Annotated in this window: 16 protein-coding genes; 2 read left to right on the top strand and 14 right to left on the bottom strand. The window is 65.1% G+C overall.

What is annotated here, in order from left to right; translation table 11 throughout:
• Positions 1–12: 12 nt before the first annotated feature.
• On the bottom strand, positions 13–1,071 hold the full coding sequence (locus CO669_RS22840; protein ID WP_097662184.1) for an amidohydrolase family protein: 1,059 nt from the start codon (positions 1,069–1,071) through the stop codon (positions 13–15).
• A 143-nt stretch (positions 1,072–1,214) separates the two neighbouring features.
• Here CO669_RS22840 and CO669_RS22835 point away from each other — a divergent pair, with 143 nt between their 5' ends.
• Positions 1,215–1,697 (top strand): CinA family protein, encoded by a 483-nt coding sequence (locus tag CO669_RS22835; protein ID WP_097662183.1) that lies wholly within the window; start codon positions 1,215–1,217, stop codon positions 1,695–1,697.
• A gap of 169 nt (positions 1,698–1,866) precedes the next feature.
• Here the strand turns inward: CO669_RS22835 and CO669_RS22830 are convergent, their stop codons facing one another.
• The 12 genes from CO669_RS22830 to CO669_RS22775 form a co-directional block, all read right to left on the bottom strand.
• Positions 1,867–2,142, bottom strand: a complete 276-nt coding sequence (locus CO669_RS22830; protein WP_198964200.1) for a DUF1488 family protein — start codon at positions 2,140–2,142, stop codon at positions 1,867–1,869.
• A gap of 76 nt (positions 2,143–2,218) precedes the next feature.
• Entirely contained in the window at positions 2,219–3,688 is a 1,470-nt protein-coding gene (locus CO669_RS22825; protein WP_097662181.1) for an AMP nucleosidase, read from the bottom strand.
• Positions 3,689–4,014: 326 nt separating this feature from the next.
• The gene (locus CO669_RS22820; protein WP_143278710.1) at positions 4,015–5,349 is read right to left on the bottom strand and encodes an HlyD family type I secretion periplasmic adaptor subunit; all 1,335 of its coding nucleotides are present in this window, start codon (positions 5,347–5,349) and stop codon (positions 4,015–4,017) included.
• Complete coding sequence (locus CO669_RS22815) at positions 5,346–7,094, bottom strand: type I secretion system permease/ATPase (RefSeq protein ID WP_097662179.1); 1,749 nt, start codon at positions 7,092–7,094, stop codon at positions 5,346–5,348. Before CO669_RS22815 ends, CO669_RS22820 begins: the two co-directional genes overlap by 4 nt.
• 264 nt (positions 7,095–7,358) lie before the next feature.
• Positions 7,359–7,628 carry a GlsB/YeaQ/YmgE family stress response membrane protein gene (locus CO669_RS22810; RefSeq protein ID WP_097662178.1) on the bottom strand — a complete coding sequence of 90 codons (270 nt, stop codon included), beginning with the start codon at positions 7,626–7,628 and terminating at the stop codon, positions 7,359–7,361.
• Between the two features lie 219 nt (positions 7,629–7,847).
• A complete protein-coding gene (locus CO669_RS22805; RefSeq protein ID WP_097662177.1) occupies positions 7,848–8,825 on the bottom strand; it encodes an ABC transporter ATP-binding protein in 978 nt (325 codons plus the stop codon).
• Positions 8,822–10,237, bottom strand: a complete 1,416-nt coding sequence (locus tag CO669_RS22800) for an amidase (RefSeq protein ID WP_097662176.1) — start codon at positions 10,235–10,237, stop codon at positions 8,822–8,824. Before CO669_RS22800 ends, CO669_RS22805 begins: the two co-directional genes overlap by 4 nt.
• Entirely contained in the window at positions 10,234–10,431 is a 198-nt protein-coding gene (locus tag CO669_RS22795; protein WP_097662175.1) for a hypothetical protein, read from the bottom strand. Before CO669_RS22795 ends, CO669_RS22800 begins: the two co-directional genes overlap by 4 nt.
• The gene (locus tag CO669_RS22790) at positions 10,428–11,489 is read right to left on the bottom strand and encodes an ABC transporter ATP-binding protein (RefSeq protein ID WP_198964199.1); all 1,062 of its coding nucleotides are present in this window, start codon (positions 11,487–11,489) and stop codon (positions 10,428–10,430) included. The genes CO669_RS22795 and CO669_RS22790 overlap by 4 nt, the downstream gene beginning before the upstream one ends.
• 3 nt (positions 11,490–11,492) lie before the next feature.
• Positions 11,493–12,395, bottom strand: a complete 903-nt coding sequence (locus CO669_RS22785) for an ABC transporter permease (protein WP_097662174.1) — start codon at positions 12,393–12,395, stop codon at positions 11,493–11,495.
• A 3-nt stretch (positions 12,396–12,398) separates the two neighbouring features.
• A complete protein-coding gene (locus CO669_RS22780) occupies positions 12,399–13,352 on the bottom strand; it encodes an ABC transporter permease (protein WP_097662173.1) in 954 nt (317 codons plus the stop codon).
• 193 nt (positions 13,353–13,545) lie between these two features.
• Positions 13,546–15,204 carry an ABC transporter substrate-binding protein gene (locus CO669_RS22775; RefSeq protein WP_097662172.1) on the bottom strand — a complete coding sequence of 553 codons (1,659 nt, stop codon included), beginning with the start codon at positions 15,202–15,204 and terminating at the stop codon, positions 13,546–13,548.
• Between the two features lie 211 nt (positions 15,205–15,415).
• Here CO669_RS22775 and CO669_RS22770 point away from each other — a divergent pair, with 211 nt between their 5' ends.
• On the top strand, positions 15,416–17,011 hold the full coding sequence (locus tag CO669_RS22770) for an ABC transporter substrate-binding protein (protein ID WP_198964198.1): 1,596 nt from the start codon (positions 15,416–15,418) through the stop codon (positions 17,009–17,011).
• Between the two features lie 301 nt (positions 17,012–17,312).
• Here CO669_RS22770 and CO669_RS22765 read toward each other — a convergent pair whose 3' ends face one another.
• Positions 17,313–19,541, bottom strand: a complete 2,229-nt coding sequence (locus CO669_RS22765; protein WP_097662170.1) for a CHASE2 domain-containing protein — start codon at positions 19,539–19,541, stop codon at positions 17,313–17,315.
• Between the last annotated feature and the right edge of the window lies 1 nt (position 19,542).

Raw genomic sequence — 19,542 nt, 5'->3', positions numbered from 1 at the left:
TTGGCAGCGGGCTCATTTCAGGCGGGGATAGGTCGCATACGGATTGTCGATCATGATCTTGCGCACGAGATCGGGGGACAGACCTTCGGGCAGCGCGTCCGGGCCGTCGAACTGCCAGTGCGGATAGTCCGTGGAGAATAGGACCAATTCGTCGGACTGCATATGATCAAACAGGCGATTTAATGTCCCCTCATCTGGCGGCGCATCAAATGGCTGTAACGAGAAGCGGATGTTGCTGCGCACAATATCCAGCGGTGCGCGATCGACCCACGGCGTCTCCATCCGCACGCCCCGCCAGAACTTGTGCAGCCGCCAGAGATAGGGCGAGATCCAGGACACGCCGGATTCCAGCATCACCATTTTCAGCCGCGGATATTTGGCGAATACGCCCTCGACGATCAGGCTGGTGAGCTGGGTCTGGAACGCCTGGGCCTGACCGACATAATCCTCGATGTGGTAGGATCCCCACCCCACCGCGGTCGGTGGATTGTGATAGGCGGAACCGGCGTGGATGCCGACCGGCAGTTCCAGACGCTCCGCGGTCTCATAGATCGGCCACAGCGCGCGCTTGCCGAGCGGTGTGTCGCCCATGACCAGCATCAGCACCTGCACGAAGCGCTTGTCCTGTGCACAGCGCTCGATCTCGGCGACAGCTTTCTCGACGCTTTGCGTCGGGATCACGATCGAGCCGCGCAGCCGCGCGTCACGGTCGAGCCATTCCTTCGCCAGCCATTCGTTCAGCGCGCGGCAGAAGGCGGCCTGCATGTCTTCCGAAAACACCATCTGCACGCCGTAGAGCGGATTGCAGATGGCGAGATCGAGCCGGAAGGAATCGAGCACATGGCGCTGCATGTCCTCCAGATTCTCGCCGGGCTTGCCCTTTTCGGGGCGCCAGTCCGGGCGCGCCACGATCGGCGAATTCTGCGGGTAGGATTGCGAGACGAGATCGACCATGCCGCGCGTCGTCACCTGATCGCGCCAATAGTCGTTCAGGTACGGCAGCAGGCTGGTCAGATACGGCACGGCCGGATGCACGTCGCAATCGATGCCGCCGGCGATCAGGGACGCCATCACGTCTCCCTTCTCACGTTTCCTCGCACGTCTCTTCTTGTACCCTCATTCAAGCAGGCCTGCCCGCCGCCCGCAACTCGGCCAAGCGTCCCGTCATATGCTAGGAAGGCTGAGCTCGGTTGCGAAGGAATGGGGGTTGCGGAATGAAAGAGCTCGTCGGCATCGCAGAACAGGTCGCCGCCAGACTGATCGCGCGCAAACAGACTATTGCGGTGGCGGAATCCTCCACCGGCGGCCTGATCGCGGCCAGCCTGCTCGCGGTGCCCGGCGCCTCCGCCTACTTCCTCGGCGGCGCGGTGGTTTACACCCGCGATGCCAGGCGCGTGCTGATGGATATTTCGGACGAAGGAATGAAGGGCTTTCGCTCCTCGTCGGAACCTTACGCACAGCTGCTGGCCGGGCAGATGCGAACGCGCTTTGGCAGCGACTGGGGTCTGTCCGAGACCGGCGCCGCGGGCCCCACCGGCAACCGCTACGGCGACGCCGCCGGCCATAGCTGCATGGCGGTCGCGGGACCTGCCTCGGAGGTGATGACGCTGGAGACGGGTGAAAACGACCGGTTCGGCAACATGCAGGTGTTTGCGGCGACGGCGCTGAAGCTGTTGTTGCGGAAGCTGGAGGGGTGAGCTGCATCGATGCAGTGAGCTGGGACAATCTCGCCACCAACACTGCTGTCGTCGCCCGGCTTGACCGGGCGATCCAGTACTCCGAGACGGCTGTGATTGACTCGATAGGCCGCGGCGTACTGGATGCCCCGGTCAAGCCGGGGCATGACGGCGGGGTTGTGGAGCGACCTCACCGCCCCAGATGCCGCATGAAAATCCGCACCACATAGCCCTGCACGCGCGGCGCCTCGTCATAGATCTCCGACGCGATCCGCTCGATGGTCTCGCGCAGCGACAGGAATTGCGCCTGCCGCGCGCTGCTCTCGGTGCCCTGCATGCCCGCGAGCTCGTCCATCGCGGCGTCGCTGATCTGGCAATGGACGGCCTCGCCCTCGTTCAGCATGGTGAAGCGAAAGGCCAGCCGTTCGAGGTCATGGCCGATGATCCTGTCGCGCGTCAGCGGCATCAAGTCGTCCCAGTCGAGCCCCGCCGGACAATGCTGAGAATCGTCCGGCTTGTCAGCAGCAAAGCGCTGCTGTGCCCTACTGGAACGCGACTTCGGCAAAACTGCGGAGCTTTCGCGAATGCAGCCGCTCCGATTCCTGCTGCTTGAGCCGCTCGAGCGCCTTCAGACCGATCTCGAGATGCTGGCCGACGCGGCGGCGGTAAAATTCGCTGGCCATGCCGGCGAGCTTGATCTCGCCATGCAGCGGCTTGTCGGAGACGCAGAGCAGCGTGCCGTAGGGCACGCGGAAGCGGTAGCCGTTGGCGGCAATGGCAGCGGATTCCATGTCGAGCGCGACCGCGCGCGACTGCGACAGACGACGGATCACCTCTGGGCCTGAGATCTCCCAATTGCGATTGTCGACGCTCGCGACCGTCCCGGTGCGCATCAGGCGCTTCAGCTCGAAGCCTTCGAGGCCGGTGACGTCCTCGACCGCCTGTTCGAGCGCGACCTGCATTTCGGCCAGCGCCGGGATCGGCACCCATAGTGGCAGCTCGCGGTCGAGCACGTGGTCCTCGCGGACATAACCGTGCGCGAGCACGTAGTCGCCGAGCCGCTGCGTGTTGCGCAGGCCCGCGCAATGGCCGAGCATCAGCCAGGCGTGGGGCCGCAGCACGGCGACGTGGTCGGTGACGTTGCGCGCGTTGGACGGGCCGGTGCCGATGTTGATCAGCGTGATGCCGCGATAGCCTGATGTGACCAGATGGAAGGCCGGCATCTGCGGCGCGCGCGCCGGCGCCGTTCCTGTAGTGACGCCGCCGCTGCGCGTGATGACGTTGCCGGGCGCCACGAAAGCATCGAGGCCGGCCTCGCCGGACTGAAGCCGCTGCTGACACAGCTGCGCGAAGGCGTCGACATAGAACTGGTAGTTGGTGAAGATCACGAAGTTCTGGAAATATTCGGGGTCGGTGCCGGTGTAGTGATAGAGCCGGCGCAGCGAGTAGTCGACGCGGGCGGCCCGAAACAGCGACAGCGGCTCGGGCGCGCCGGGCTGCAATTCGAAGGTGCCGTCTGCGATGGAATCGTCCATGGTGGCGAGATCCGGCACGTCGAACGCGTCACGCAGCGACCGCGCCACGGGCGAGTTCTCGCTGGTGGTGATGGCGGCCTCGATGTTGATGTCGCGGCGATAGGCGAAGTGGATCGGGATCGGCTCGGCGGACTCGCCGATCTCGACGGGCACGCCGTGATTCTGGATCAGCAATCCGATCTGTTCCACGAGATAGCTGCGGAACAGATCCGGCCGCGTGACGCTGGTCTCGTGCACGCCAGGCCCGGCGACGAAGCCATAGGCGAGCCGCGAATCCAGCCGCGCATGCGTCGCGGTCGTGATGCGCACGAAGGGGTAATAGGCGCGCACCCGCGTGGTGACGGCCTCACCGTTGACGTAAGCTTCGAACCGGTCGCGCAGGAATTTCGTGTTGCGCTCGTAGATCTCTTCGAGGCGGGCTACGGCCGCGGATGCGTCGGAGAAGGATTTGGTGGCGATGGGGGCTGGGGATTGCATGGTTCGGCTGCCGGGCTATTTGGAGCTTTGAGTCGAACTATAGCAAGAAGGCAGTGCCGTAGGGTGGGCAAAGCGAAGCGTGCCCACCATGTGCTCATTGAGCTAAAGATCGTGGGCTCGGCGCTTTGCGCCTTTGCTTACCTTGCGAGAGCTGCGGGAACGCGACACACACACCGCAGTCATGCTCCGGCTTGACCGGGGCCTCCAGTACGCCGCGACATCTCGGCTCAACAATAACCGTCTCTGGAATACTGGATCGCCCGGTCAAGCCGGGCGATGACAGCGAGCACATGGCACGGCGCTCCGGCATGAGGCGCTCTCGCGCGTCATTTCTCGCGGAAGGCGCGCATCAGCTGGTCGTGCAGCGGCTTCATCAGATAGGACAGCATGGTGCGGTCGCCGGTCTGGACGAAGGCTTCCACGGGCATGCCGGGAATCATCTTGACGTCGCCGAGGCGGGCGATCTCTTCGGCCGGCATCGAGACGCGGATGGTGTAGTAGCTCTGACCGGTGCGCTGGTCGGTGGTGACGTCGGGCGAGACGCGGCTGACGAGACCGTTGAGCTCCGGCGTGGTGCGCTGGTTGAACGCGGAGAGACGCAGCAGCGTCTTCTGGCCGATCTGGAGCTTGTCGATGTCGACCGGATTGACCTTGGCCTCGACCTGAAGATCGTCGGCCTGCGGCACGATCAGCATGAGAGCGTCGCCGGCGGTAACGACGCCGCCGACGGTGTGCACCGTCGATTGCAGCACCATGCCGTCCTGCGGCGCGCGGATATCGATGCGGCGGAGCTGGTCTTCGGCGGCGACCTTGCGCTCGATCAGCTCCCCGATCTTGTCGTTGGTCTCGCGCAGATCCTTGGAGACCTCGCTGACCACGTCCTTGTCGACCTGGATGATCTGCAGCTCGGTCTCGGTGATCTTGCCCTTGGCCTGGGCGCGCGAGGCGATGTACTGCGCGCGCTCGCCGTTGAGACGTGCGGAGTCGCGCTCGAGCTGGGTCAGCCGCGAGATCTGCACCAGACGCTTGTCGTAGAGCTCGCGCACGCCGGTGAGCTCGTTCTGCACCAGCGCGATCTCCTGATCCTTGGCCTTCTCCTGGGCGCTGAGACCGGCGATCTCCTCGTTGAGCTGGGTGATGCGCTCGCGCAGCTGGGCCTTCTGTCCGGTGCGGCCGTTGACGCGGACGTCGAACAGCTTGGTTTCGGCGGAAAGCAGCAGCTTGACGTCGGGATCGCCGGCGCGATCGAGCAGGGCCTGCGGAAACTCGATTCGGTCGACACCACGCTGCTCGGCCTGCAGGCGCGCCGCACGCGCCTGCGCGGCGTCGAGATTCTTGGTGACGATGGCAAGGTTCGCCTTGGTGACGGTGTCGTCGAGCCGCACCACGATGTCGCCGGCCTTGACCAGGTCGCCGTCGCGGGCGCGCACCTCGCCGACCACGCCGCCGGTCGGATGCTGCACCTTCTTGACGTTGGATTCGACCACGATCTGGCCCGGCGCGATCAGCGCGCCCGAGATCAGCACGGTCGAGGCCCAGCCGCCGAGACCGACGACCAGCACCAGCACGATGCCAAGTCCGAGCAGGAGGTGGAACTTGATGGACTCGCGCACGGTCCTCTTCGCGGCAGGCTTCGCCCCACCGATCGCCATCGTACTCATGGCTTGGCCACTCCGCCTTCGCTGACGATCTTGATTGGTGCCGGCGGCGTCACCCGCGGCTGCAGCACCTGGGCGAGCACCTGTTCCTTCGGCCCGAACGCCTGCATGCGGCCGTCGCGCAGCACCAGCACCTGGTCGACCGCCTCGACGCCGATCGGGCGATGCGCCACCACGACGACGATGGCGCCGCGCTCGCGCGCGGCGCGGACGGCGCGGGTCAGCGCCTCGTCGCCTTCGGTGTCGAGATTTGAGTTGGGCTCGTCGAGCACGATCAGGAAGGGGTTGCCATAGAGCGCGCGCGCCAGCGCCACGCGCTGCGCCTGGCCGGCGGAGAGCGAGGTGCCCTGCTCGCCGACTTGCGTGTTGTAGCCCTCGCGCATCTTGATGATCATCTCGTGCACGCCGGCTTCCTTCGCCGCCGCGATGATGGCCTCGGACGTCGCCTCGGGGTCGAACCGGCTGATGTTCTGGGCGATGGTACCGCCGAACAATTCGACGTCCTGCGGCAGATAGCCGATGTGCCGGCCGAGCATGTCGGACGACCATTGATCGAGCGCCGCGCCGTCGAGCCGCACCTTGCCGCGCACCGGCTGCCAGACGCCGACCAGCGCGCGGATCAGCGACGACTTGCCGGAACCGCTCGGGCCAATCACGCCAAGGCCGTTGCCCGCGGCGAGCGCGAAGGTGATGTCCTGAACGATGAGGCGCTGGTCGCCCGGGGGCACCATGGCGACGCCTTCGACCGAGAGCCGGCTCGTAGGCGCCTGCAACTGGGTCGGCATCGTCTGCGCCGGCATCTGCTCCAGCAGGCGGGTGAGACGGTGCCAGCTCTGGCGCGCCGTGACGAAGGATTTCCAGTGCGCAATGGCGAGATCGACCGGCGCCAGCGCGCGGGCGGAGAGGATCGAGCCGGCGATGATGATGCCGGCGGTCGCTTCCTGGTGGATGACGAGATAGGCGCCGACCGCGAGCACGGCCGATTGCAGCATCATGCGCAGCACCTTTGCGACCGCGCCGAGACCGCCGGCAACGTCGCTCGCACGCTGATTGCCGGCGAGATATTTTTCGTTGGCCTCGCTCCAGCGCGCGTTCATCCGGCCGGTCATGCCCATCGACACCATGACTTCGGCATTGCGGCGGCTCGACTGGGCGAGATCGTTGCGCTGGGCGGCAAGACCCATCGCCTCCTTCGCCGGCTGGCGGGACATGAACTCGGTGACCAGCGTCAGGCCGACCAGGATCACGGCGCCGACCAGCGCGGTGACGCCGATCATGACATGGAAGGCGAAGCAGATGGCGAGGTACAGCGGCAGCCAGGGCAGATCGAAGAACGCGCTCGGGCCCATGCCGCCGAGAAAGGAGCGGACATTGTCGAGATCACGCAGCGGCTGCAGGCCCTCGTTGCGGCTGCCGACCAGCAGCGGCAGGCGCACGATGGTGTCGAACACGCGCTTGTTGAGGGCCTCGTCCAGCGCGGTGCCGATCCGACCCAGGATCCGGTTGCGGATCATGTCGAGCACGCCCTGCGCCATATAGAGGAAGCTGGCGAGGATGATCAGGCCGACCAGGGTTGGGACGCTGCGGCTCGGCAGCACGCGGTCGTAGACCTCCAGCATGAAGATCGACCCGGTCAGATAGAGCAGGTTGATCATGCAGCTCATCAAGCCGACGCCGACGAACGCCGTGCGACAAGCGCGCAAGGCGTCCCCGAGCTCTGAACGGCGAACGCCAGGTCCGGCTGCCATCAGTCTGATCTCTTTCAGGTGGGGGCCAAAGCCCCTGATTTCACTGTCAATTCAGGGTACGCGCCCCGAATTAACATCATGTTGGCGCTGCGTCCAACGCGGGCCGGGTTCATCCCAAACCCTGATGGGCCACATCTACCCCTGAAGGCCCCGCACGCAAGTCCGGTATTTCACAGTCTTTGCGGCTTTTTGGTGCAGAGACCGCCGCCCCTCCTCGGCTTCCGGAGAGGCGGCCAGCCCCCGATCGATCGAACCGGACAGGCGCTAGAACCGGCCGCCGCCCCGCACCAGCCGCACCACCAAGAGCAGGATGACGGCGCCGATGGCGGAGTAGACGATGTCGGACACCAGCCCGGTGCCGAGACGAATGCCGAGCTTTGGAAACAGGAAGCTGGCCACAAACGCGCCGGCGATGCCGACCACGATGTCACCGATGATCCCGAACCCTGTTCCACGCACCACCTTGCCGGCGAGCCAGCCGGCCACCAGGCCGACGAACAGGATCACAAGCAGGCCTTCGTTGGAAATGTACATAAGTCTGGTCCCTCTCCATGAACGTCGGCATGGGACGGGAACCGGGATGAATGGGGTCTGAATGCTGTCCGCTTCTGCCAGCGCCGACAAAAATGGCGAAAACAACCCCATGCAAAGTAGCGGCGGCTTTGGCCTGCAGCCCCCGGTGAACCGTGACAACTTGGTGTTGCCACAGAGGAACTTCGAAGGAAGGAGCGCAGCAAGAGCGCCCTTCAAATATTATGACAGCGCCGCCACCTGCTCCGCCAGCACACATCGCGCCGCCCGGCCCGGCCCGACCTCCACATTGGCGGGCAATTGCTCCAGGCAACGGGGCTGCGCCACGGCGCAACGCGGGGCGAAGGAGCAGTTGTGGGGCTTTTCGGCCAGCGAGGGCGGCGTGCCGGGGATGGTTTCGAGCCGGGCGCCACGCTTGGCGCCGTGAACAGTCGAAGCGAGCAGGCCCTTGGCATAGGGATGCACGGGGGTGCGGACGATGTCACGCAGCGTGCCCTGCTCCACGATCTGGCCGGCATACATCACAGCGACGCGGTCGCAGATCTCGATCGCCACACCAATGTCGTGGGTGACGAAGATCACGGACATGCCGAACTCGCGCTGCAGCTCGCGCAGCAGCAGGAGGATCTGGATCTGTACCGTGGCATCGAGCGCGGTGGTCGGCTCGTCCGCCAGCAGGATTTTCGGCCGACAAGCCAGCGCCAGCGCAATCATCGCGCGCTGGCGCATGCCGCCCGACATCTCGTGCGGATAGGCGTCGAGCCGGCGTTTCGCCGAGGGGATGCGCACGACTTCGAGCATTTCGAGCGCGCGTGCCCTGCCCTCCGCGTAGCTCTTGCCTTCATGGCGGACGACGCTTTCGGCGATCTGCGCGCCGATGGTGTAGACCGGATCGAGCGCGAGCGCCGGCTCCTGGAAGATCATCGAGACGGTCTGGCCGCGGAAGGACGACAATTCCTCGTCGTTCATGGCGAGCACATCGCGGCCCATGACGTTGACCTTGCCCGATATCTGCGTGCGCTTCTTCGGCAACAGCCGCATCAGCGCACGCAGCGTCACGCTCTTGCCCGAACCGGACTCGCCGAGCAGGCCCAGCACCTCGCCGTCGCCCAGCGACAGGCTGAGGTCGTTCACGGCATAGACCGTGCGCTCGCCGGTGAAGCGGATGTTGAGGCCTGAGATCTCGACGAGCTTTGTCATGACGGCAATTTCGGCAATCGATCGTGATAGTCGGTGACGCGCTGGAAGGCCGCGCCGATGGTGAGCAGGGTCGCTTCATCGAAGGAGCGGCCGATCAGCTGCATGCCGACCGGCAGACCGCTCCTGGTGAAGCCGGAGGGCACGGTGAGCGACGGCAGGCCCAGAAAATTCACCGGGCGGGTGAACAACGTCAACCGCTGCACCATCGCCGGTGCGTTCGGGCCGCCGCCGACATCGCTCTCTTCGATGGTCGGTGCCGGCACCGGCGAGGCCGGTGCGATCACCGCATCGACGCCTGCCGTCGCAGCGTTGTGGGCAGCGAGTGCCGGGCCGCGCCAGCGCATCGCCTCGAGATAGGTGATGGCGGGAACGGCGAGGCCGTTCTGCAGCCGCATCAGGACCTGCGCACCATAATCCTGCGGGCGCTCGATCATCCAGCGCTTGTGGAAGGCGGCAGCTTCCGCGGCGAGCACAAGCTGGCTCGCCGAGGACAATTGCCGCTGGTCCGGCAGCTCGACCTTGACGATGTCGGCGCCCTCGCGCTTGAGCACCGCGATGGTCTCGTCGAGCACGCGCGCGACCTCGCTGTCGAGATCGTCGACGTAGAAGGATGCGGGCACGCCGATCTTGAGGCCCTTCAGCGAGCCCTTCGTCGCCGCGACGTAGTCTGACAGCGGCTCGTGACTGCAGGTGGAATCTGCAGGATCAGCGCCCGCCATCAGCGCCAGCAGCAGCGCACAATCCTCGGCGGTCCGCGCGAGCGGGCCGACGGTGTCGAGCGATTGCGACAGCGGCATCGCACCGGCGCGGCTGACGCGACCGACGGTGGTCTTGAGTCCGGTGACGCCGCAGAAATGCGCGGGCATGCGGATCGAGCCGCCGGTGTCCGAGCCGAGCGCCGCAAAGGTCAGACGCGCCGCGACCGCCGAGCCGGAGCCCGAGGACGAGCCGCCGGTGATATGCGCGACGTTCCAGGGATTGCGCACAGGGCCGTAATGGGCGTTGTGGCCGGTCGGGCCGTAGGCGAACTCGGCGAGATGCAGCGTGCCCAAGCGGACCTGGCCGGCATCCTTCAGCCGCTGCAGGGCGGTGGAGGTCACGGTCGGCACGAAATCGCGGCGGATCAGCGAGCCGCAGGTCGTGACCTTGCCGGCATCGTAATACATGTCCTTGTGCGCGAGCGGCACGCCGTGCAGGGGGCCACGGACATTGCCCTTGGCAAGCTCGGCGTCGGCAGCTTCCGCCGCCTTCAGCGCGGGCTCTGCCTCGACCGACATGAAAGCGTTGAGATGCGGCTGCCACTGCGCGATGCGATGCAGCAGCGCGCGCGTCACCTCGTGCGAGGACACCTGCTTCATCGAGATCGCACGCGCGACCTCGCTGAGCGTCATCAATGCGGGCTCGGTGCTCATTTCGACACCTTCGCGGCTTGTGCGATCGGATAGAGCGCAGGCTCGAGGTCGAACGGCAGCGTGCCGGCAATGGCGGCAAAGCCTTCGAAAGCAGGCCCGATCGAGTTGGAGATGCGGGTTGCGATCTCGTCATCCACGGGAACGCCGGCGATTTGCGCGATCGGCTTGATCTCTTTCGGTGTCGGTCTCGTCATGCGGTTGTCTCCCTCGGCGCGCGGCTATGGCCAGACCCCGGAATGGCCATGTAGCAAGCGGCCTCGTGTCCCATCTTATCGAGAGCCGTGAGCTTTGGTGCGGCATTTGCGCAGAGCGGCTCCGCAAACGCGCAGCGGGTGTGGAAGCGGCATCCCGGGGGCGGATCGATCGGATTGGGCGGATCCCCCGTGATCGGCGGCTTCTCGGTGCGGCGATCAGGATCGGAGGACGGCATCGCCGCGAGCAGCGCGCGGGTGTAGGGATGCGCCGGGCTGTCCCAGACCTGGTCGACCGGGCCGAGCTCGACGACCTCGCCGAGATACATCACCAGCACGCGATCGGAGATATAGCGCACGACGTTGAGGTCGTGGCTGATGAAAAGATAGGTCAGGCCGAACTCGCGCTTGAGATCGGCCAGCAGATTGAGCACCTGCGCCTCGACCGATTTGTCGAGCGCGGAGACGGCTTCGTCCAGAATGACCAGCCGCGGCGACAGCGCCAGCGCGCGCGCGATGTTGACGCGCTGGCGCTGGCCGCCGGAGATCTCGTGCGGATAGCGGTTGGCGAAGTTTTCCGGGCGCAAACCGACCTTGCCGAGCAGCTCGCGCGCCAGTGCCCGGGCGGCGCCGTCCGCCATGCCGTGGACTTTTGGGCCGAAGGCGATCGACTCCTCGATCGTCAGACGCGGATTGAGCGAGGCATAGGAATCCTGGAACACCATCTGCATGCCGCGGCGCAGCTCGCGCAAGGAGAGCGACTGTCCCACGGTCATGCCGTCATAGATGATATCGCCGTCATCGCGCGGCATCAGATGCATCAGCAGCCGCGCGGTGGTGGACTTGCCGCAGCCGGACTCGCCGACGATGCCGACGGTCTCGCCCTTGGCGACGGCAAAGGAGACGTTGTCGACAGCGCGCACGGTGCGCTTGGCGGCGAACAAACCGCCGCGCACGGGAAAGTGCTTGGTCAGGCCGTTGACCTGCAGCAACGGCTGCGCGACGCCGCCGACGTCCTCGACCGGCTCCAGCATTTCGACGGATGTGTTGCTCTCGCTCATGGCCTAGTTCCTGATGTCCATGGCGCTGCGCAGGCCGTCCGAAAGCAGGTTGAAGCAGATCGAAACCGCGAAGATCATCGCACCCGGCAATGCTGCGACCCATGGATTGACGTAGATCGCAGTGCGCAAGGTGTTCAGCATCAATCCCCATTCCGGCTCCGGCGGCTTGGTGCCGAGACCGAGGAAGGAGAGACCTGCGGCCAGGATCATCGAGACCGAAATCAGGCTGGTCGCATAGACGAAGATCGCGCCCAGCACGTTGCCGAGAATGTGCACGCGCATGATGGTGAAGGGACCTGCACCCGAGGCACGCGCGGCCTCGACGAAATCCATGTTGCGCACGCCCGTGGTGACGCTTTCGGCGACGCGGGTGATCTGCGGCACGAACACGACCGTGAGCGATACGATCGAGTTGAGGATGCCGGCGCCGAGCGCACCGGAGATCGCGATCGCCAGCAGCACGGAGGGAAAGGCGTAGAACACGTCGATCGTGCGCATGATCGCGGTGTTGAGCCGGCCGCCGACATAGCCGGCGACAAGGCCGAGCGAGGTCCCGATGCAGAAGGCAAGGATCACGGGCAGGATGCCGATGACGAGCGACAGCCGTCCGCCATAGACGAGACGCGCGAGCATGTCGCGGCCGAGCTCGTCGGTGCCGAGCGGATAGCCCACGGTGCCGATGTGACGCAGGCGGCGGATCATCGAACCCTTGTAGGGATCCTCCAAGCCCAGCCACGGCGCCAGGATCGCGGAGAGGAAGATCAGCAGCAGCACCAGCGCGCAGACCATGCTGACCTTGTCGCGGGTGATGCGGCGACCGACGGTCGCCCAATAGCCGCGCGCCTTGGTCGCAGGCGCCGCCTGCAGCGCGGCATCGGTGGCGGCAGTCAACGGAAGCTCGCTCATCGGCTAGCCCCGCTTGATGCGCGGATCGATCGCGGCTTGCGCGATGTCGACCAGGAGATTCAGGAAGACGAAGAACAGCGCCAGGATCAGGATCGTGCCCTGCAGCAGCGGCAGGTCGCGCTGGAAGATCGCGGAGTTGAGCAGGAAGCCCGAACCCGGCCAGGAGAACACCGTCTCGATCAGGATCGAGCCGCCGAGCATGTAACCGAGCTGGAGCCCCATCACCGCGAGCGCGGTCGGCGCGGCGTTCTTGATGACGTGGCGGAACACGCCGCGCTCATGCAGGCCCTTTGCGCGCAGGGCCTCGACGAAGTCCTGGCTGAGGATGTCGCCGGTCAGCGCGCGCACCGTGCGGGTGACGATGCCCATGGGGATCACCGAGGTCGTGATCGCCGGCAGCACGAGATATTTCAGATGCGCCCAGTCCCAGGCCCAGGAGTTGGAGCCGTTCGGACCGGCGCCGACCGCGGGCAGCCAGTTCAGCTGCACCGAGAAGATGATGACCAGCACCATGCCGAGCCAGTAGTGCGGCACCGACACGCCGGCGATGGCGAAGGAGGTCGCAACCTTGTCGATCCAGGTCTCGCGGAAATAGCCGGCGATGAGGCCGAGCAGGATGCCCATGGTGAAACCGATGATGGCTGCGGCGATCGCCAGCGTGACGGTGTTGCCGACCGCGCGCATGACCTCGGCAAGCACGGGACGCCCGGTCGCGATGGAATTGCCGAGATCGCCATGAAGGGCACGGAGCAGCCACAGCCCGAACTGCACCGGCAACGGCCGATCGAATCCATAGGCGGTGCGCAGCTGCGCCGCCAGCTCCTGCGAGGCATCGGCCGGCAGCACGGCGACGAGCGGATCGCCCGGCGTGATGTGCACGAGCAGGAAGCACACCAGCGCGACGCTGATGACGATCGGGACGACATAGACGATGCGTCTGGCGGTATAGGCGAGCACTGGACTTCTTTCTTCCTTCTCCCCTTGTGGGAGAAGGTGACGCGCAAGCGCCGGATGAGGGGTTGTTTCCGCGGTTGATATTGCAACGGTCGAGGGGCCTGCTCCCGCGAAGAGAAACCCCTCACCCGGCTTCGCTTACGCGAACCCACCCTCTCCCACAGGGGGAGAGGGTGCATCGGGTATGTGGCGCGAACTACTGCGCGATCGACACCGGCGAGAAGTCGATGAACCAGCTCTTCGGCTGCACGACGCCTGTGACCTTCGGGCTCATCGCACGCGGGCCGACGTCGTGGGCGACGTAGAGGAAGGCGGCATCGTCGACGGAGGCCGCATGCAGCTCGGCGAGCGCGGCGTCACGCGCGGCCGGATCGAAGGTCTGGCGCGCCTTCTTCACCAGTTCGTCGAACTTGGGATTGTTGATGAAGCCCCAATTGTTCGAGACCGGCGGCGCCATGCCCGACTGCAGGAAGCGCACCAGCGCGAAGAACGGATCCATCGCCGCATAGGTCACGTTGGTCGCGTTGGAGCCGTTGGCCGAGGGGTCCTTGGCGCCGCGGCGCCAGTTGGTGAACAGCGTGTTCCACTCGATGACGTCGAGCTTCACGTCGAAATAGCATTCGGCCAGCGCCTGCTGGAGATATTCGTTCATCGCCAGCGGCTGCATCTGGCCCGAACCGGACGCCGACGTCTGCGTCTTCACCGTCAGCTTCTTGTTGGGACCGAACCCGGCCTCCTGCATCAGCTTCTGAGCAGCCGCCTTGTCGTACTTGATCTCGAAACTCGGCTTGCCGCGCCAGGGATGGCCGGGCTCGAAGGTTCCGGTCGCGGGCACCATCAAGCCGGCGAGCAGGCCGTCCTTGAGCCCTTCACGATCGATGCAGAGGTTCGCGGCCTTGCGCACGCGGATGTCGTTCCAGGGCGAGCCTTCGATGCGCGAGAACTGCCACGGCCAGACATGCGGCTGCTCGTTGGCGTAGAGCTTGAAGCCGCGCTGTTTCAGTTCGGGCAACGCGTCCGGCGCCGGCGCCTCGACCCAGTCGACCTGCCCGGACAGCAGCGCCGCGGTGCGGGCGTTCGCCTCCGGCATCGGCAGCAGCACCATCTTGTCGATCTTGGGCACGCGGGCCTTGTCCCAATAGCTCGCATTCTTGACCAGCTCGAGCCGCTCGCGTGGCGTGAAGCTCGCCATCTTCCACGGACCGGTGCCGGCGGCGTCCTTGGCAAACGCGGTCCATGCGGCCTGCACTTTCGCCTTGGCGTCGGCGCCCTCAGCCTTGTCGTAGAAGTGCTGCCACTTCGCCGGGCTCGCCATGAAGAGATTGGTGAGGTTGATCGGCAGGAAGCTGTCGGGCTCCTTGGTGGTGAGCTCGACCGTCATGTCGTCGATCTTCTTCGCGGAGGCCAGCGTCGGCATGCGCGAGGCCGTGACGCCGACCTGGCTGGCGTCGAACTGCGGCGCGTCCTGCTTCAGCACCTTTTCGACGTTCCACACCACGGCGTCCGCGTTGAACGGCGAGCCGTCGTGGAAGGTGACGCCGGGGCGAAGCTTGAAGATCCATTTGGTCTTGTCGGCATCGTCGACCTTCCATTCGGTCGCAAGGCCGGGAATCACCACGCTGGCCTTCTCAGCAGAGGACAGGTCCCAACCGGTCAGCGCGTCGTACATCGTCAGACCGGTGAAGCGATTGCCTTCGAAACCCTGATCAGGCTGGCCCAGCGTGCGCGGAATATCGGCAGCGGTCATGCCGATGCGCAGCACGGTTTCGGCGCTGACCGCACGCGGCCAGGCAGCCGCCGTCGTGAGAGCCAGCACCGCGAACAATGCCGCGCGCGTCTTCTTCTTCATAAGCATCGCCTCAATCCTTTTCCGGCTTCGATGACTATTTTTGATGCAATCGTATGCAATGGCTATGCCAAAGAGAAACTTATTCTGCAATTTGGCCCTGCGACGACAAGTCCTTATGAGCCGGACGCGGGTGCACGCGGCACGCTGCCTATTCTGGCATCAAGATTGCAGGTTTGGTCCCGAAATCTCGCTTGAGTTTTCCTGGGAGCTCTGGACCATGCGTATTCGTCTATCGACTTGTCTCGCCGTGCTTGCGCTGGCGTCGTCCGCAATCTCGGCGCGTGCCGAAACCGTGGTGCGCTACGGAATCTCGATGGCGGACATCCCGCTGACGACGGGCCAGCCCGATCGCGGCGCCGGCGCCTATCAGTTCACGGCCTACACGATCTACGATCCGCTGGTCGCCTGGGAGATGGACGTCGCCGATCGTCCCGGCAAGCTGGTGCCGGGGCTGGCGACCGAGTGGAAGGTGGACGACAACGACAAGACCAAATGGCGCTTCACGTTGCGCAGGGACGTGAAGTTTCACGACGGCAGCGAGTTCAATGCCGACGCGGTGATCTGGAATCTGGACAAGGTGCTCAACGAAAAGGCGCCGCAATTCGACAAGCGGCAGAGCGCGCAGGTGAAGACCCGCCTGCCCTCCGTCGCCAGCTACGCCAGGATCGACGATTTCACCGTGGAAATCACGACCAAGACGATCGATTCCTTCTTTCCCTATCAGATGCTGTGGTTCCTAGTGTCGAGCCCCGCGCAGTACGACAAGCTAGGCAAGGATTGGGACAAGTTCGCCAGCCAACCCTCCGGCACCGGCCCGTTCAAGCTGACGAAGCTGGTGCCGCGCGAGCTCGCCGAGCTGACCAAGAACCCGGATTACTGGAACAAGAAGCGTATTCCCAAGGCCGACAAGATCGTGCTGGTGCCGATGCCGGAAGCGCTGACCCGCACCAATGCGCTGCTGGCGGGACAGGTCGATTTGATCGAGACGCCGGCGCCGGATGCGGTGCCGCAGCTCAAGGCTGCCGGCATGAAGCTCGTCGACAACGTCACGCCGCATGTCTGGAATTATCATCTGAGCGTGCTGCCGGGCTCGCCCTGGACCGACATCCGCCTGCGCAAGGCGCTGAATCTCGCGATCGATCGCGACGCGGTGGTCGGCCTGATGAACGGCCTCGCCAAGCCCGCCAAGGGCCAGGTCGATCCGTCCAGCCCGTGGTTCGGCAAGCCGACGTTTGAGCTGAAATACGATCTGGCTGCTGCGAAGAAGCTGGTCGAGGAAGCGGGCTACTCCAAGGCGAAGCCCCTGAAGACCACTTTCATCATTGCGCAAGGCGGCACCGGCCAGATGCTGTCGCTGCCGATGAACGAATTCCTGCAGCAGAGCTTCAAGGAGATCGGCATCGACATCGACTTCAAGGTGGTCGAGCTCGAGACACTCTATACGCACTGGCGCAAGGGCGCGGCCGACGAGATGAACGCCGGCATTACCGCCAACAACATCGCCTATGTCACCTCCGACCCGCTCTATGCCATCGTCCGCTTCTTCCATTCCGGCCAGATCGCGCCTGTCGGCGTCAACTGGGGCGGCTACAAGAACCCGAAAGTCGACGCGCTGATTGACGAGGCCAAGCAAACCTTCGACAGTGCCAAGCAGGACGAGCTGCTGGCGCAGGCGCATGCGCTGATCGTGGACGATGCCACGCTGGTCTGGGTCGTCCACGACACCAACCCGCACGCGCTGTCGCCGAAGATCAAGCAGTTCGTGCAGGCCCAGCACTGGTTCCAGGACCTGACGACGATCGGGATGGAGTGAGGGGCGGCGGCAGAAGTGCCGTAGGGTGGCAAAGCGAAGCATGCCCACCACCTCGGCTGCGCGCCTTTGCCGACCCTACGGGGGTTGAGGCTCAAGCTGGCCTTTGAGCCGAACCGCCGCATCAAACTCAGCTGTCGTCCCGGGGCGCGCGAAGCGCGAGCCCGGGACCCATACGCCGCAGCAGTTTGGCGAGGACAGGCAATGACCATCTCGCGCAACGATTACTGCTGCGGCGTATGGGTCCCCGCCTTCGCGGGGACGACACCTTTGGTGTGGCTCCAGCGAAGCCTCTCGCCGTCCCCTACTTCGTCAGCAGCGCATACGCCCCGTTCCACCCCTCGGCCGGCGGATTGAGCTGGAAATCCTTGATGCGCGCCTCGTAGAGCCTGAACAGCTTCTCCAGCGTGTCCGCGTCCTCGCTTTTGCGGCCGCGTTCGATCGCATCCAGCGCACCCTGCCAGTCGCGGCCGCGGTAGCAGCCGAGCATCTCGATGGTGATGTTGCGCAGGCGCTGGAAGGCGCCGGAATGCATCACGTCCTCGCGGCCGGCGATGGCGTAGATCACCTCCGGCTCGCTCTTGCCCTTCACCATGATGAAGTCGAGCTCGAGGATCGCGAACTTGTCCTTGGCGGCGAGCGCGGTCCTGGAGCCCACGATGATCGGAAAGCCGTATTCCTTGGTCTGCCCTTCCAGCCGCGAGGCGAGGTTCACGCTGTCGCCGAGCACCGAATAGTTGAACTTCTGGTCGGACCCCATGTTGCCGACAACACCGATGCCGGTGTTGAGGCCGATGCCGACATTGAGCGGGATGTAGACGTGACCGCCGTCGGCAGCCTCCTGCTCCCGCTCCTTGTTGACCTCGTCGATCTTCTCGAGCATGCCGACCGCCGCCTCGCAGGCATTGATCTCATGCTCGGTATCGTCGAGCGGCGCATTCCAGAACGCCATGATGGCGTCGCCCATGTATTTGTCGATCGTCCCCTTGCGCGCCCGGATCACGTTGGTGAGCGGCGTCAGGAAACGATTCATCAGCGTGATCAACCCTTGCGGATCGTGCTTGTAACTCTCCGAGATCGAGGTGAAGCCGCGCACGTCGGAGAACATGATCGTCATCTCGCGCTCCTCGCCGCCGAGCTTGAGCTTCTCCGGCGTGAGCTGCTCGACCAGCTCCGGCGACAGATATTGCGCGAACATGCCGCGGATCTCCTTGCGCTGGCGCTGCTCGCGCACGAAGCTCGCGAAGATCAGCGTCAGATAGATTGCGGTGGTCGACAGCAGCGGATAGGTGAAGTCGATCAGGAACCGGTACCGCGCGTAGAAGAACCAGGACACGCCGATCAGGATGGCGGCGAAGGTCGCGCCCGCCAACACGAGGCGCACGGGGCCGAGGTTCGGCGTGAAGATGATGACGAGCAGGCCGATGATCAGCGCGGCGAGCAGCTCGACGCCAAGGCCGTAATTCGGCTGCGAGATCACCGCACCGCTCAGCACGCTCTCCAGCACCTGGGCATGGATCTCGACCCCCGGCATGGCCCGGGAGACTGGCGTGGTCTTGATGTCGTTCAGGCCGACCGCAGAGGTGCCGACCAGCACGAGCTTGCCGGCGATCCTGGCCGGCGGCACGGTGTTGTCGAGCACGTCGGCGGCGGAGACGTAGATCGAAGGATCCTGGCGGGCATAATGCACCCAGAGCTGCCCGTTCTTGTCGGTCGGAATCTCCACGCCCTTGAGCCGCACGGCGCGCACGCCGGTCTTGTCGGTCCGCACCAGCAGCGTCGGCGTGCCCGTGACGACGCGCAGGATCTCGAGGCTGAGCGAGGGCATGATGTTGCCCTGGGCGCGCATGATCATCGGCACGCGGCGGATCAGGCCGTCGCGCTCGGGCCTGATCGTGAACAGTCCGCGGCCGGCCGCGACCTTCTCGATGACCGGGACGTTGCGCAGCAGGCCGGGGAATTCGAACAGGAAGCGCTCGGCGCTCTCCTCCCCGACGGTGGCGACGCCGGTGAAGGGCAGCGATTTGTCGATCTCGGACGAGATCGCCCGCTGGCCGGTCTCGCCCAGCACGACGCGCGAGCGCTTGATCGCGTCGGAGAGGACCTGGTCGTTGCTCGGCAGTTCGCGCAGCTTGGCGCGGGTGGCATCGTCCAGATATCGCATCTGGCTCGCGACCTGATCCGGGTTGAGCCGGTCGGCTTCAGAAAAGACCACGTCGAAACCGATCGCAACCGCGCCGCTGCTGGTGAGGTTCTGGATCAAATCCGCGATCCGCGTGCGCGGCCACGGCCACTGGCCGAGCTTGGCGAGGCTCTTGTCGTCGATGTCGACGATGACGACCGGCCGCACGCCCTTCTTGTCGCGCGGGTCGATCAGCTGGAACATGTCGAAGGTACGCAGCCGCAATTCCTGGATCGGCAGCGGATCCCACAAGCGCACGGCGGCGAACACCACCAGCAGCGCAAGGCACATCAGCCGCGCGAAGCCGAACTTTTGCGCAAACCACCGCCGCAGGATCTTGAGACGCTTCATT

This window comes from Bradyrhizobium sp. Y36 (assembly GCF_002531575.1).
Classification (GTDB): Bacteria; Pseudomonadota; Alphaproteobacteria; order Rhizobiales; family Xanthobacteraceae; genus Bradyrhizobium.
This window is presented reverse-complemented; position numbering and strand designations above follow the sequence as displayed.

Bases quoted from the DNA above. Each gene is read 5' to 3' on its own strand.
- CO669_RS22840 (WP_097662184.1), bottom strand. From the start codon at position 1,071: ATGGCGTCCCTGATCGCCGGCGGCATCGATTGCGACGTGCATCCGGCC.
- CO669_RS22835 (WP_097662183.1), top strand. From the start codon at position 1,215: ATGAAAGAGCTCGTCGGCATCGCAGAACAGGTCGCCGCCAGACTGATC.
- CO669_RS22830 (WP_198964200.1), bottom strand. From the start codon at position 2,142: ATGCCGCTGACGCGCGACAGGATCATCGGCCATGACCTCGAACGGCTG.
- CO669_RS22825 (WP_097662181.1), bottom strand. From the start codon at position 3,688: ATGCAATCCCCAGCCCCCATCGCCACCAAATCCTTCTCCGACGCATCC.
- CO669_RS22820 (WP_143278710.1), bottom strand. From the start codon at position 5,349: ATGAGTACGATGGCGATCGGTGGGGCGAAGCCTGCCGCGAAGAGGACC.
- CO669_RS22815 (WP_097662179.1), bottom strand. From the start codon at position 7,094: ATGGCAGCCGGACCTGGCGTTCGCCGTTCAGAGCTCGGGGACGCCTTG.
- CO669_RS22810 (WP_097662178.1), bottom strand. From the start codon at position 7,628: ATGTACATTTCCAACGAAGGCCTGCTTGTGATCCTGTTCGTCGGCCTG.
- CO669_RS22805 (WP_097662177.1), bottom strand. From the start codon at position 8,825: ATGACAAAGCTCGTCGAGATCTCAGGCCTCAACATCCGCTTCACCGGC.
- CO669_RS22800 (WP_097662176.1), bottom strand. From the start codon at position 10,237: ATGAGCACCGAGCCCGCATTGATGACGCTCAGCGAGGTCGCGCGTGCG.
- CO669_RS22795 (WP_097662175.1), bottom strand. From the start codon at position 10,431: ATGACGAGACCGACACCGAAAGAGATCAAGCCGATCGCGCAAATCGCC.
- CO669_RS22790 (WP_198964199.1), bottom strand. From the start codon at position 11,489: ATGAGCGAGAGCAACACATCCGTCGAAATGCTGGAGCCGGTCGAGGAC.
- CO669_RS22785 (WP_097662174.1), bottom strand. From the start codon at position 12,395: ATGAGCGAGCTTCCGTTGACTGCCGCCACCGATGCCGCGCTGCAGGCG.
- CO669_RS22775 (WP_097662172.1), bottom strand. From the start codon at position 15,204: ATGCTTATGAAGAAGAAGACGCGCGCGGCATTGTTCGCGGTGCTGGCT.
- CO669_RS22770 (WP_198964198.1), top strand. From the start codon at position 15,416: ATGCGTATTCGTCTATCGACTTGTCTCGCCGTGCTTGCGCTGGCGTCG.
- CO669_RS22765 (WP_097662170.1), bottom strand. From the start codon at position 19,541: ATGAAGCGTCTCAAGATCCTGCGGCGGTGGTTTGCGCAAAAGTTCGGC.